Here is a 13,228-nt window from a genome sequence, read left to right on the forward strand (position 1 = left end):
TTCTTGACTGGGGGTCAAGGGGTCGTGGGTTCGAATCCCGCCACCCCGACCATTTCTCCGAAATTTTCTTCTCGATTTTGATCGTTTCCTGCATCCCCCGGCTGGAGGGCTGCGACATCACGCCATTGGCAATTTCTGGCCGGAATTGATACAGGGAGCGTGGTAAAACGACGACAGCAGGACTGGGAGCGGATCGATGAGCGTTGAGGGCAAGGGGAGCTGCTGTGCGGTATCGCGCAACAGCGAAAGGCCGGCAGATGATGCGGCTCCGGTCATCACCACCGCCGGCGGTGAACGTTCCAACGCGATTGCCCTTCCCGGCGGGCGCAGCCATGTGGGCATTGATAATCCCGCAATCCCGCAGGATGGCGAGGGCCCGGCGCGCTTCGTCAAGCTCAATCCCTTCGCCCTTGAGGCTCAGACCGTGACCAACCGCCGCTTCGCCGAATTCGTCGAGGCGACCGGCTATGTCAGCGAGGCCGAGCGCTTCGGCTGGTCGGCGGTGTTTGCTGGCTTGGTGTCGAAAGAGACCGAGGTCACGGGCAATGCCCCGGATACGCCCTGGTGGTGGAAGATCGACGGCGCGGACTGGGCTCATCCCGAAGGGCCGGGCAGCAGCGTCGAGGACAGGCTGGATCACCCCGTCACCCAGGTTTCCCACGCCGATGCCGTGGCATTCGCCACCTGGGTCGGCGGCAGGCTGCCAAGCGAGGCCGAGTGGGAGCGGGCGGCCCATGGCGGCGTCGTCGGCCGCAAATTCGTCTGGGGCGATGAGGAGCCGACCGATACCAAGATCTTCTGCAATATCTGGCAGGGGCGGTTTCCCGATCACAACACCATGGCCGATGGCTACATGGGCACCGCGCCGGCGCAATCCTTCGAGCCGAATGAGGGCGGGTTCTACAACATGGCCGGCAATGTCTGGGAGTGGACCGCCGATCCCTATCGCATCCGCTCGCTTTCGCGCCACGCCAAGCAGCGCAACGCCGCCGCCGTGGCCGCCGACGAGCGCCTGCTCAAGGGCGGCTCGTTCCTCTGCCATTACAGCTATTGCTATCGCTACCGGATTGCAGCGCGCATGGCGTTGACGCCGGATAGCGCCGCCAGCAATGTCGGCTTCCGCGTCGCCTACGACGCTTGAGACGCTGGCATCAGCCGAGTTCGCTTTCGGGCCGGTGCGGCATGCGTTCCGGGTGAACGCCCGCCTGTTTCAAAGTCCGTTCCAGCAATTGCTCGTAGATCGGCTGTCCGCCAAGCCAGCGGGCCGCGATATTGGCGGTGACGCAGGTTGCGATCAGCGGCAGCGTCATGGTGTAGGCGCCCGTCAGTTCCAGCGTCAGCGCAACGCCGACCACCGGCGCGCGCACCGAAGCCGAGAACAGTCCGCCCATGGCGGCGATGCCGAAGGCGAGGGGGATGGCGGCGCCTTGCGGCAGCAGGCCTTCCAGGATCGTGCCGAAGGCGAGGCCGACCGCGATCGCCAGCGCCAGCATGGGCGCGAAGATGCCGCCCGGCGTGCCGGCGGAATAGCTCACCACCATGGTGGCGAACCGCAACACCGCAAGCATCAGAAGCGCGCTCAGCACGACATGATCGCGGGCAAGCGCGACGATGACATTTTCGCCGCCGGTGACCGCGCGCGGAAACAGGATGAACAGCGCCCCGATCGCAAGCCCGATCAGCGCCGGCATCAGGTAGGGAATGCGCTTGTGCATCGCCATGGCGAAGCCGGAAACGCTCATCAGGCTGGCATTGAGCGCCACCCCGACGAAGCCGAGCAGCGCGCCGAGAACGATGAAGGCGGGCAGCAGGGCCAGCGCCGGTGTCGCGACCGACATGGAGAAATCCGGCGCGGTGCCGCCGATCACCTCCGTCATCACGGTCGAGAAGAAGGCGGCGACGATGACGCCCATATAGCTGCGGAAGTTATAGGGAAACTGGTTGTGGGTTTCCTCGATGATGAACAGCACGGCGGCGAGCGGGGCGTTGAAGGCGCAGGCAAGGCCGGCGGCAGCGCCCGCGCCCAGCAGGCCGCGCCTTTCGGTATCAGAGACCTTGAAGAAATCCGTGGTGGCCGCCGCGATCGACGCGCCGATATGGATCGTTGGCCCCTCGCGCCCGAGCACAAGGCCGGATGACAGCGCGCCGATGCCGGTGAGGAACTTCACCGGCAGAACCCGGCGCCAGCGCACATTGCGCAGATTGCTCATCGCGCCTTCGATTTCCTGCACGCCGCTGCCGGCGGCCTCCGGCGCATAGCGGCGTACCACGGCGACCATGGCGACGGTGACGATCATGGTGATCAGCGCCGCCGCCAGGACGAGCCAGGGCCCCTGCAGCAGACGTCCCAGCGCCTGCGGCCATGTCGATAGCCGGTCGATCGCAAGGTGGAAAAACGAGCCGATTGTGCCCGTGACAATGCCGGTCACGGCGGCCATGACGATAAAGCGGTTCTCCGCGCGCCGGTCGCGCTGCTCAAGCGCTGCGTCTTCCTGTTCGCTCATCAGGCTCGCACCGCTATGAGGCGCGCCGAAGTTGGTCTGTGCATGGATGGCCCCTCTTTCTGATTGCACTATGCAGACTGAAAATGTCTTGTCCAGAGCGCCGCCAGCAGCACGCGTCCTGATCCAGCGACATAGTTTGCTGTTGATTGCATTCGGCTTTCGGGCAAGACTCCGGCCCGATCGCAAACGGCCTGCAAAGAGGGGACATGAATGGACCGCGAACACGATCCCAGCCAGCTTGAAATGGTGGTGCTGATGACGCCGGACATGGCGAATTTCTCCGGCAAGGTGCATGGCGGCGCGCTGTTGAACCTGCTCGATCGCGTGGCCTATTCCTGCGCGGCGCGCTATTCACAGGATTATGCGGTGACGCTGTCGGTGGATCAGGTGACGTTTCGCGAGCCGATCAATGTCGGCGAACTCGTCACCTTTCGGGCCTCGGTGAATTATACCGGTCGCACCTCGATGGAGATTGGCATCAGGGTCGAGGCGGAGGAGGTGCGCAGCGGCCACCGCCGTCACACCAATTCCTGTTATTTCACGATGGTTGCCGTGGACGAACATGGCAAGCCGACGCCGATCCCCAAGCTCGATCTCAGCACCCCGGACAAGGAGCGCCGCTTCAAGGAGGCGCAGATGCGTCACCAGCTCCGTCGCGAATATGAAAGCCGGTTCAAGGAATTGAAGGCGGAATAGAGCCCTTCCGGCTCTGGCGCAACAATGCTCCGCGACGGCATGGAGCCGGCGCGGGGCATCTCCTCTCCCTCAGTAATACGGCGAAACGCACTGCTGCCGCGGCCCGTGATAGGGCTGGTAGGTATTGTCCGAGACGCGGTAGGACTTGTAGTGATCCTCGCACCACTGATAGTGCTTCGGATTGATCGTCGGCGTGGTCGCCGTGTTGACCGTGCCGTTGTTGGTTGCCGCCACGACGCCGCCGCCGATCAGCGCGCCTGCCGCAAAGGGAACCCAGGCGGTACCGTTCCAGCCCCAGCCCGGTCCATAGGGACCGTAGGGCGGGCCGTACCAATAGGGGCCAAGCGCTGCCGGTCCGTAATAGGGGCCCCAATTGGGCGGTGGCGGACCATGCCAGTGCGGCGGCGGCGGGCCGTGCCAGTGTGGCGGCGGGCCGCCATGCCAGGGCTGACCATGGGGCGCGCGAACCGGGCCGGGCCCGCGCGGGCCGCCGCCATGCGGGCCATTGTGCCAGTAGGGCGGAGGGCCCTGCCAGTGCGGATTGCCGCCGCCGTGAAAGGCCGGGCCATGCGGGGCAAACCCGCCACCATGAAAACCGCCATGAAAACCACCGCCGTGGAAGCCGCCTGCCGGGTGGGCAAGCGCCGCCATCGGCGAAAGGGCAAGCGCTGCCGCCGCCGCGACGGCCACCAGTTTACTGCGTGCAAGTCCGAACATCGCATTCCTCCTGCATCTCGAACAAAAACCGCCACGCGATAATTCTAAACCGCAGGTAGCATCGGTTTGCTGAACGCAAGCTGAATAATCCGGCATTTTTCGGGCGGGCTTCTCAGCCGTCCTCCATGCCGAGCAGCACATTCGCGACATTGTGGCCGATCTCGGTGACGCCGTAGCCGCCTTCCATGACGGTGACGATCGGCAGGCCCGATGCCGCCAGCACTGCGCCCATGCGCCGGAAATCGGGCGTGGTCAGCCGGAAGAAGGAGATCGGATCCTTTTCGAACGTGTCGACACCGAGCGAAACCACCAGCGCCTCCGCCCCGAAATCTGCGATCCGTTTCATCGCACTTTCCAGCGCCGCGCTATAGGCGCTCCACGGCGTGTTGCGGGGCAGCGGGAAGTTGGCGTTGAAGCCTTCGCCCCTGCCTTTGCCGGTTTCCTCCGCATGGCCCCAGAAATAGGGGAAGGCATCGTCCGGATCGCCGTGGATCGAGGCGAAGAAGATATCGTCGCGCTCATAGGTGATGTCCTGCGTGCCGTTGCCGTGGTGGAAATCGACGTCGAGGATCGCAACCTTTGCTGCGCCGTGATCGATCAGCCGCTGGGCGGCGATCGCGGCATTGTTCAGGAAGCAGTAGCCGCCGAACAGATCGATGCCGGCATGGTGGCCCGGTGGGCGGCAGAGCGCGAAGGCATGGCGATGACTGGCCGTGACATGGTCGGTCGCCGAAATCGCGCAGTCATTGGCGGCGACGGCCGCCCGGTAGGTGCCGTCGGTGATCGAGGTCTCCACCGAGTTGGCATAATAGCCGAGCAACCCGTCGATATTCTTCGGCGGGCGGGCGTGGTAGGAGCGGCGCACCGGCAGCGAAATCGGGATTGCCTCGCTGGTGAAGCCGGCCGCCACCCACCGCTCCCATATGGTTTCCAGAAACTCGAGATAGCCGGCATCGTGAAGCTTGCCCGCGACCGAAAGACCGTGCGCCTCGGGCGCGACAATGTCCGAAAACCCGTTCTCTTTCAGCGCCGCCAATATCCATACCGCCCGGAACGGCCCCTCGAACGGCTTCACCAGTTCGCCGCCATGCAGCTCCGTTTTGGCATCGCGAAACTTGTGGTCCTCGGAATAGAGTATGCGCATCGTCAAAGCCTTTCCTGTTCGTTCTTCCTTACCGTATCGGGAGGCAAACGGGAATTGCTTTCAATGCATCATGCGGGGATCGAGGTGCCTGAGCTTGTCGGGATTGCGCATCACGTAAATCGCGGCGATCTTGCCGTCGCGGGGCAGTAGGGCGGTAACCTGAAGCGCGCCGTCCGCTTCCCGCGTGATGAAACCCGGCAGGCCGTTGACATAGCATAGCCGCACCAGCGCGCAGCCCTGTTTCCAGGCGATCTCGGCAAGTCTTTTGTGAATGGTGATGATATCCTCGACGCCGGTGACAACCCGGAATGCGGCGGAACGCTTGCCGCCGCCATCGGAGTGGAAGGCGGCATCGGCGGCCAGCATGTCGCGCAAGGCTTCGATATCGCCGCTGCGCGAGGCGGCGTGAAAGGCGCGGGCGACATCGAGCCCCAACTGGGGTTCAACCGGGAAGCGCGGCGCTTCCTCGCGAACGTGGTCGCGGGCGCGGGCGGCAAGCTTTCGGGCCGCCTCGGGGCTGCGCTCCAGCGCATCGCCGACGGCTGCAAAATCCATACCGAACACGTCATGCAGCAGGAAGGCCGCCCGTTCCAGCGGCGACAGCCTTTCGAGCGCCAGCATTAGCGGCAGGGTGAAATCGACCTCCGGTTCTTCCTCGATCGCGGGCTCGGGCAGCCAGGGACCGATATAGGTCTCGCGTCGCGTGCGCGCCGATTTCAGCTGGTCGAGGCAGAGCCGGGCAATCATGCGACGCAGGAATGCCTCGTCCGAGCGCACGATGTCGTGATCAACGCTCATCCAGCGGATGAAGGCCTCCTGAACCATGTCCTCTGCGTCGGCGTGGGAGCCGAGCATGCGGTAGGCGATGCGACGCATGAGGGGACGGAACGGTTCGAACCGCTCCGCCGCACTGGCGTCACCGCGCGTCATGCCGCGACCTTTGGCTCGAACCACATCTGAAAACCGACTGCGATGCGGTTCCAGCCATTGATCACATTGATTGCCATGGTCAGGCTCACCTGTTCCTCCGCGCTGAAATGGCGGGCGAGTTCATCATAGACGTCCGCGGGGATCGGCGCCTGTGAAATCCGTGTCAGGGCATCGGTCCAGGCGAGCGCCGCGCGCTCGCGTTCTGTGTAGCACGGCGCCTCCTGCCATGCAGAAAGAAGGTAGATGCGCTGCTCGCTCTCGCCGGCCTGGCGGGCGTCGATCGTGTGCATGTTGATGCAGTTGGCGCAGCCATTGATCTGCGAGGCGCGGATTTTGACAAGCTCCAGCAGGCTATGCTCAAGCCGGCCGCTGACGTCGTTGGACAAGGCGTGCCACTGGCGCGCCAGTTCGGGGCCGGCGGCGTAGAAGTCGATGCGTGCAGTCATGGAAAACCTCTTTTGATGTGTTGCATCTCCATGACGAGCGGGATTCGCCAAATGTGACATCCCGCCAAAAGAAAAACCGGCTCACATGCGGTTGTCGACCAATCGCTTGTAGAAAAACGTCGTGCCGCAATAATCCCCATCGGGGTAGAGCGCGTATTCCGGCACCACACCGACGCGCTGCCAGCCGAGACGGGGATAGATCGCTTCGGCGGCGCTTCCGGTCGCGGTGTCGAGCACCATCAGCCAGCGGTCGCGCTTCAGGCATTCTGCCTCCAGCCGCTCCATCAACTGGCGGGCGATGCCCCGGCCGCGCATGTCGCGGCGCACGATCAGCTTCATCACATCGCCGCGATGCGGCTGGTTGGTCTTGCGCGCAAAGCCGGCCTGCACCGTGCCGACGATATCGTCTCCGTCCGCCGCCACGGCGAGCACTGTAAAGCCATCCGCCACACCTTCGGCGACGCCCTGCCAGAAGGCGCGGGCCTCTGCCGGATCGTAGGGCGCCATGAAGCCCATCGAGGCATTGTCCTCGATACTGTCGCGCAGGAGCTCGCTGAGCGCCGGGATTGCGGCGACGGCTTCCTCGGCGGATAGAAATCTGATGGTCGTCATGACGCTCCTTATCGCGTTCGCTCGATGATGACGGCGTAGAGCACGTCGGTATCGCCGGCATTGGAAAAGCTGTGTGGATCGGCGACCGGCATATAGAGGCAGTCTCCCTTGAAAAGGAGATGGGTCTCCTCGCCGATATCGACCTTCAAGGCGCCGCTCATGATCCAGATATGCTGGCTCAGCCCGTCAGCGCCGTGTTTGGGCGGATAGGAGATGCCGCCGCCGACCGGAAAGCGGATCAGCACGATATCGACCCCGGAGCCGGTGCCGGATGGCGAGATCGAACGGCGCGAATAGCCAGTTTCCGGATCGCGCCACACCGGCTGGTCGACCCGGCGCGACAGCGGATCGACGGGCCGGTCGGCATCGGCGAAGAACGCCGACAACGTGGTGCCGAGCGCGGCGCAGAGCTTTGCCAGAATGAGCGCCGACGGCGAGGCCTCCGCCCGCTCGATCCGTGAGATCATCGCACGGCTGACGCCCGAGGCTTCCGCAAGCCCATCCAGCGTAAAGCCGCCGGCGTTGCGCAGGCGTTTGAGGTTGACGGCAATGGCGTGGTCGAAGGTGAGATCGAGGTTTTCCATGATGCGATCATGGAATTCTATTATTGTGGAGTCAAGGGCAAATATATGAGAACTCGTTTCGCGATCTGGTATTGCCGGCACGGCGGGACAATCGTTAGACGGCAAACGAAATTTACCCTCAAAGCTGCCGGGATGAAAAGTGGCAGATCAGTATTGCCTATCGCCTCACAGACCCGAACATTGAACGCGAGCACTATATCCGGGACCAGCAGGCGTTTGGCTGCTGATCTCTTGGTCCCGCCCGCAATTTCGCTTTGAAGATGCCGCGTGCGCTGCTATATGCGCGCGCATGAGCACAAATGAAGATCGCGTTCCACTCGACCATATCCGCAACTTTTCCATCGTGGCCCATATCGACCACGGCAAGTCGACGCTTGCCGACCGGCTGATCCAGACCTGCGGGGGGCTGGCCGAGCGCGAGATGTCGGCGCAGGTGCTCGATAATATGGATATCGAGCGCGAGCGCGGCATCACCATCAAGGCCCAGACCGTGCGCCTGCACTACAAGGCGAATAACGGCGAGACCTATGTGCTGAACCTGATCGACACGCCCGGCCATGTCGACTTCGCCTATGAGGTCTCGCGCTCGCTTTCGGCCTGCGAGGGCTCGCTTCTGGTGGTCGACGCCTCCCAGGGCGTCGAAGCGCAGACGCTCGCAAACGTCTATCAGGCGATCGACAACGATCATGAGCTGGTCACCGTGCTGAACAAGGCCGACCTGCCCGCAGCCGACCCGGAACGGGTGAAGGAGCAGATCGAGGACGTGATCGGCATCGATGCGTCCGATGCCCTTCTGATCTCCGCGAAGACCGGCATGGGCGTGCCGGATGTTCTGGAAGCCATCGTTCACAAGCTGCCACCGCCGAAGACGGAAAAGGGCGAGAATGCGCCTCTTAAAGCGCTGCTGGTGGATAGCTGGTACGACACCTATCTCGGCGTCATGGTTCTGGTGCGTGTTATCGACGGCGTGCTGAAGAAGGGTCAGACCATTCGGATGATGGGCACGGATGCCAAATATCCGGTCGACCGCGTCGGCGTGCTGACCCCGAAAATGCTGGTGGTCGACGAACTCGGCCCCGGCGAGATCGGCGTCATCACCGCCTCGATCAAGGAAGTGGCCGATACCCGCGTCGGCGACACGATCACCGAGGACAAACGCCCGACCGAGAAGATGCTGCCGGGCTTCAAGCCGGCGCAGCCAGTGGTGTTCTGCGGCCTGTTTCCGGTCGACGCCAATGATTTCGAGGACCTGCGCGCCGCCGTCGGCAAGCTCAGGCTCAACGATGCGTCGTTCTCGTTCGAAATGGAAAGTTCGGCGGCGCTTGGCTTCGGCTTCCGCTGCGGCTTTCTCGGCCTGCTGCATCTGGAAATCATCCAGGAGCGGCTGGAGCGCGAATTCGATCTCGACCTGATCGCGACAGCGCCGTCGGTGGTCTACGAACTGACGATGACCGACGGCAAGGAAATCGAACTCCACAATCCCGCCGACATGCCGGATGTGGTCAAGATCGCCGAAATCCGAGAGCCGTGGATCAAGGCGTCGATCCTGACGCCGGATGAATATCTCGGCGGTATTCTGAAGCTCTGCCAGGACCGGCGCGGCATCCAGACCGACCTGACCTATGTGGGCAACCGCGCGATGCTGGCCTATGAACTGCCGCTCAACGAGGTGGTGTTCGATTTCTACGACCGGCTGAAGTCGATTTCCAAGGGCTATGCCTCGTTCGACTATCATCTCGCCGATTACCGTGCCGGCAATCTCGTCAAGATGTCGATACTCGTCAACGGCGAGCCGGTCGATGCGCTGTCGATGCTGGTGCACCGCACGGCCGCCGAAAAGCGCGGCCGCGACATGTGCGAGAAGCTGAAGGAGCTGATCCCGAAGCACATGTTCAAGATCCCGATCCAGGCCGCGATCGGCGGCAATGTGATCGCGCGCGAGACCATCTCTGCGCTGCGCAAGGACGTGACCGCCAAATGCTACGGCGGCGATGCCTCGCGCAAGCGCAAGCTGCTCGACAAGCAGAAGGCCGGCAAGAAGCGCATGCGCCAGTTCGGCAAGGTCGAAATCCCCCAGGAAGCCTTCATCGCCGCGCTGAAGATGAGCGACGAGTAGGCGATATCAGGCGAGCGTTTGCGCATGAGCCGCGATAATATCGCGGGTTCGAGCGCCTTCATTGGTCCTCAAGGTCGGTAATGGCTTTCGGCTTTTCAGCAAGCCCGATGCAGTGCGCCAAGTCTTCTTTCCTCTCCGGGGCGAGAAGACTTGTCTCGGCGGTGAGGTTTCTGCCTGCTCTTACGGCGGGGAGATTGGCGATGTTTTCCCGCACACCGTTTTCCAAGCCCGCACCCCTCGCGGTTAACGCCCCGTCACCAGGCCGTTCACGCTCTCTCAACCCTTCGAAATCGGATTTTGATAACCATTGATGTGCGTTGGAATTTCTTAACCGTGCTTGTTAAGGCGGCTGGTAACAACCTCGCCTATGATCGCCCTCAGACGAACGGAAAAGTTCGCGAATGTGCGCCGGATACCGGGGACAGAAATCAAGGGTGACGAGATGACGAATACGCAAGTTTTGAGGGGACGGGACGACACGGTTCTGAGAATCGATCCCGCATATTTTCCGCAGAAGTTTTCCTACACGGCCAAGGGCACCGATGCCCGCATCGCCGTCAAGCTCGATACCCGCGGCGCTGTTGTCCGCCGTAACTTGCCGTCGAGCAATCTGCCGTTCTCGATCGCGCTTCCGGGCCGGGCCTTCAAGGGCGTTGCCGCCCGCGCGGTGGCTCATGTCGACGGCGCGATCACGGTGACGCTGGAACTGCATCACGCCGATCCGGAACTGTGCATCCCGCTGCTCGTCGCCCATGATCTCGAGGCGATCGTCGCCGACTGGCAGGAATGGGCGCTGCTCTACGATATTCCGATGCTGATGGTCGAGGCCGATGGCGCCGCCCGCGCTGTCGATTTTCAGCCGCATCGGGTGAGTGCCGCCAATGACGAGGCAGGCCCGCGCCGCCGCAAGGCCACCCGGCCGGTCCCGCGTCTGACGGTGCGGATGGAAGACGGCAAGCTCGGCGTTGCCCTGAAACTCGCAGGCCGCGCGGTCGCGGCCTGAAGATCAACTGATGAAGATCGAGACCACCAGCCCGGCGAAGATCGCGATGCCGACATGGTGGTTGGATTTGAACAGCCGCAGGCACTGATCGCCGTTATCGATATTCAGCACCGCGATCTGGCGGAGCAGCATCCCGCCGGCGATGATCAGCCCGGCGAATGAAGGCCACCCAAGGCCCGCCAGGCGGAAGGCAAGCGCCATCAGCACCAGCATTGCGCCGTAAAAGCCGATCAGCCACGGCTTGGTGTTGTCGCCGAACAGACGCGCGGTGGAGCGCACCCCGATGAGGGCGTCATCCTCCTTGTCCTGATGCGCGTAGATCGTGTCGTAGCCGATGGTCCAGAGCACCGCGGCGATATAGACCAGCACTGCAGGCCCCGACAGCGCCCCGAACACCGCCGCCCATCCCACCAGCGCCCCCCAGGAAAAGGCGAGCCCCAGCACGAATTGCGGCCAGTCGGTGAAACGTTTGGCAAAGGGATAGATCGCGACGATCACCAGCGACGAGATCGCCAGCACGATCGTGAAGAGGTTGAAGCAGAGCAGGACGGCCAGTCCCGTCAGCGCCTGCAGCAGGATGAAGATCTTCGCCTGGCGACGGGTGACCCGGCCGGAGGGCAGGGGTCGCGAGCGGGTTCTCGCCACCTGGTTGTCGATGTCGTGATCGACAAGGTCATTATAGGTGCAGCCCGCCCCGCGCATGGCCACAGCGCCGAGCCAGAACAGCAGACAATGGGTAATGAACTGGCCGGGCCGGAAGGCATTGGCATCCGCCGTCACGCCGGCCGCCATCGCCGCCGACCACAGGCAGGGCCACAGCAATAGCTGCCAGCCGATCGGCCGGTCCCAGCGGGCAAGCTGTGCATAGGGCCACAGCGAAGGCGGCAGCAGCCGGTAGACGAAATTATCCGACGGCGCGTCAACCACGCGACCGTTATCCTCGAAAATATTGCTCATCTGTCTGCCCTGAACAAAGCCGGATCAGGGAAACTCGACAGGCTCCAGCGGCGCCCGGTTCGCTTCCGCGGCTTTCAGTTTGTCTTCCGCCTCGAACATATAGCGGCGGTTATTGGGCGTGGCAAACTGGCTCTTTGAAAGCTGCATCTGGAAGATGAACATCTTGTCCCACTCGAACGCCATTTCCGAGCCGGCGAGATAGAATTCCCACATCCGGAAGAACTGCTCGTCATAGAGCTTGATTGCCTCTTCCTTGCGCGCCACGAAGCGCTCGCGCCACGCTCTCAGCGTATAGGCATAGTGCATCTGCAGGATTTCGATGTCGCGCACCAGCAGGCCGGATTTCTCGACCGCCGGCAGAACCTCCGACAGCGAGGGAATATAGCCGCCGGGGAAGATGTATTTCTCGATGAACGGGTTGGTATGGCCATGGCCCGGGACATCGCGACCGATCGAATGCAGCAGCATCACGCCGTCATCGTCCAGAAGCTCGAAGCATTTGTCGAAGAAATTCCGGTAGCGGCCAATGCCGACATGTTCGAACATGCCGACGGAGACGATCCGGTCGAAGGGCTTGGCCTTCATGGTCCGGTAGTCCTGCAGCTCGAAGCGCACCCTGTCCGAAAGTCCGCGTTTTGCCGCGCGGTCGGAGGAAATCGCATGCTGCTCGTGCGACAGCGTAATGCCGGTGCAGTCGACCCCGGCCATTTCGGCCAGATACATGCTGAGCCCGCCCCAGCCCGAGCCGATTTCCAGAACGCGCTGGCCCTCGTTCAGCCGCAGCTTGGCGGCGATGTGGCGCTTCTTGGCAAGCTGCGCCTCGTCGAGCGAGATGTCCGGCGGGTCGAAATAGGCACAGGAATACTGCCAGTCCTCATCCAGAAACAGGCTGAACAGCGGCGGCGTCAGATCGTAATGATGGGAGACATTCTTGCGGTTGTGGTTGATCGGCAACCGCGTCTGTAACTGGGCAAGTCCGATACGCCAGAACACCCTTGCCGCCATCATCGGCGAGAATACGATTTCCAGGGTGTTGCGGCGCACCAGCGACAGGAAGTCGTAGATATTGCCTTCTTCCATCTGGAAGCGGCCCTGCATGTACATTTCGCCGAGGGTAAGCGCCGGGTCTGTCGCCACCAGCTTTTCGGCTTCCTTGTCGGTGAACCGGATCGCGACCGGATCACCGGTGCCATCCCCGAAAGTCGTTACCGTCCCTGTTGCGTCCTTTATCCTCAAAGTGCCTGTTTTAATGATCTTTTCGACCAGGTTGAACAGCTGAGAAGCCATCGCAATCCCCCGAATGCCTGCTTATGTCACATATTATTTCACGCACATTATTCATTCTGGCGCAAGAAACAAGGCGGGCGTCCGATCCCCGATCGACACGTTTCCGGGCACAATGTGCCGCTTTGGCAGTTCTGGGTTGTGGGATGCCTGTCGTTCAATGCAACCAGCGCGGTTTGCGCAGGCAGCACAGACAGGCATGGCCGGTCGCCGAACGTGAGAGGAGACCAGTTCC

General features: G+C 62.6%; 14 protein-coding genes. 4 read left to right on the top strand and 10 right to left on the bottom strand.

Going from position 1 to position 13,228, the window contains the following annotated elements; all coding sequences use genetic code 11:
• The first annotated feature begins 196 nt into the window (after positions 1-196).
• Positions 197-1,141 (top strand): formylglycine-generating enzyme family protein, encoded by a 945-nt coding sequence (locus tag V6767_RS15260; protein WP_448474266.1) that lies wholly within the window; start codon positions 197-199, stop codon positions 1,139-1,141.
• 10 nt (positions 1,142-1,151) lie between these two features.
• On the opposite strand, the gene clcA is transcribed toward V6767_RS15260, so the two are convergent.
• A complete protein-coding gene (gene clcA / locus V6767_RS15265) occupies positions 1,152-2,504 on the bottom strand; it encodes a H(+)/Cl(-) exchange transporter ClcA (RefSeq protein WP_448474267.1) in 1,353 nt (450 codons plus the stop codon).
• A 210-nt stretch (positions 2,505-2,714) separates the two neighbouring features.
• Between clcA and V6767_RS15270 the strand changes: the two genes are divergently transcribed.
• The gene (locus V6767_RS15270) at positions 2,715-3,200 is read left to right on the top strand and encodes an acyl-CoA thioesterase (protein ID WP_448462809.1); all 486 of its coding nucleotides are present in this window, start codon (positions 2,715-2,717) and stop codon (positions 3,198-3,200) included.
• A gap of 69 nt (positions 3,201-3,269) precedes the next feature.
• On the opposite strand, the gene V6767_RS15275 is transcribed toward V6767_RS15270, so the two are convergent.
• The 6 genes from V6767_RS15275 to V6767_RS15300 all read right to left on the bottom strand — a co-directional run bounded on the left by V6767_RS15275 (position 3,270) and on the right by V6767_RS15300 (position 7,633).
• A complete protein-coding gene (locus tag V6767_RS15275; protein ID WP_448474268.1) occupies positions 3,270-3,917 on the bottom strand; it encodes a BA14K family protein in 648 nt (215 codons plus the stop codon).
• 112 nt (positions 3,918-4,029) lie between these two features.
• The gene (locus V6767_RS15280) at positions 4,030-5,061 is read right to left on the bottom strand and encodes a histone deacetylase family protein (protein ID WP_448474344.1); all 1,032 of its coding nucleotides are present in this window, start codon (positions 5,059-5,061) and stop codon (positions 4,030-4,032) included.
• A gap of 60 nt (positions 5,062-5,121) precedes the next feature.
• Positions 5,122-5,991: an RNA polymerase sigma factor SigJ gene (sigJ, locus tag V6767_RS15285; protein WP_448474269.1), complete on the bottom strand. Its 870-nt coding sequence runs from the start codon at positions 5,989-5,991 to the stop codon at positions 5,122-5,124.
• Entirely contained in the window at positions 5,988-6,437 is a 450-nt protein-coding gene (locus tag V6767_RS15290; RefSeq protein ID WP_448474270.1) for a carboxymuconolactone decarboxylase family protein, read from the bottom strand. Before V6767_RS15290 ends, sigJ begins: the two co-directional genes overlap by 4 nt.
• An 81-nt stretch (positions 6,438-6,518) precedes the next feature.
• Complete coding sequence (locus V6767_RS15295) at positions 6,519-7,049, bottom strand: N-acetyltransferase family protein (RefSeq protein WP_448474271.1); 531 nt, start codon at positions 7,047-7,049, stop codon at positions 6,519-6,521.
• 8 nt (positions 7,050-7,057) lie between these two features.
• Positions 7,058-7,633 carry a helix-turn-helix domain-containing protein gene (locus V6767_RS15300; protein WP_448474272.1) on the bottom strand — a complete coding sequence of 192 codons (576 nt, stop codon included), beginning with the start codon at positions 7,631-7,633 and terminating at the stop codon, positions 7,058-7,060.
• Positions 7,634-7,922: 289 nt separating this feature from the next.
• Here V6767_RS15300 and lepA point away from each other — a divergent pair, with 289 nt between their 5' ends.
• The gene (gene lepA / locus V6767_RS15305; protein WP_448474273.1) at positions 7,923-9,749 is read left to right on the top strand and encodes a translation elongation factor 4; all 1,827 of its coding nucleotides are present in this window, start codon (positions 7,923-7,925) and stop codon (positions 9,747-9,749) included.
• A 58-nt stretch (positions 9,750-9,807) separates the two neighbouring features.
• Here lepA and V6767_RS15310 read toward each other — a convergent pair whose 3' ends face one another.
• Positions 9,808-9,975: a hypothetical protein gene (locus tag V6767_RS15310; protein ID WP_448474274.1), complete on the bottom strand. Its 168-nt coding sequence runs from the start codon at positions 9,973-9,975 to the stop codon at positions 9,808-9,810.
• Between the two features lie 216 nt (positions 9,976-10,191).
• Between V6767_RS15310 and V6767_RS15315 the strand changes: the two genes are divergently transcribed.
• The gene (locus V6767_RS15315) at positions 10,192-10,752 is read left to right on the top strand and encodes a DUF6101 family protein (protein WP_448474275.1); all 561 of its coding nucleotides are present in this window, start codon (positions 10,192-10,194) and stop codon (positions 10,750-10,752) included.
• A gap of 3 nt (positions 10,753-10,755) precedes the next feature.
• On the opposite strand, the gene ubiA is transcribed toward V6767_RS15315, so the two are convergent.
• Together ubiA and V6767_RS15325 are read right to left on the bottom strand one after the other, a co-directional pair.
• Positions 10,756-11,709 (bottom strand): 4-hydroxybenzoate octaprenyltransferase, encoded by a 954-nt coding sequence (gene ubiA, locus V6767_RS15320; protein ID WP_448474276.1) that lies wholly within the window; start codon positions 11,707-11,709, stop codon positions 10,756-10,758.
• Between the two features lie 24 nt (positions 11,710-11,733).
• Complete coding sequence (locus tag V6767_RS15325) at positions 11,734-12,996, bottom strand: class I SAM-dependent methyltransferase (RefSeq protein WP_448474277.1); 1,263 nt, start codon at positions 12,994-12,996, stop codon at positions 11,734-11,736.
• Positions 12,997-13,228: the final 232 nt, after the last annotated feature.

This window comes from Martelella sp. FLE1502, from assembly GCF_053484255.1.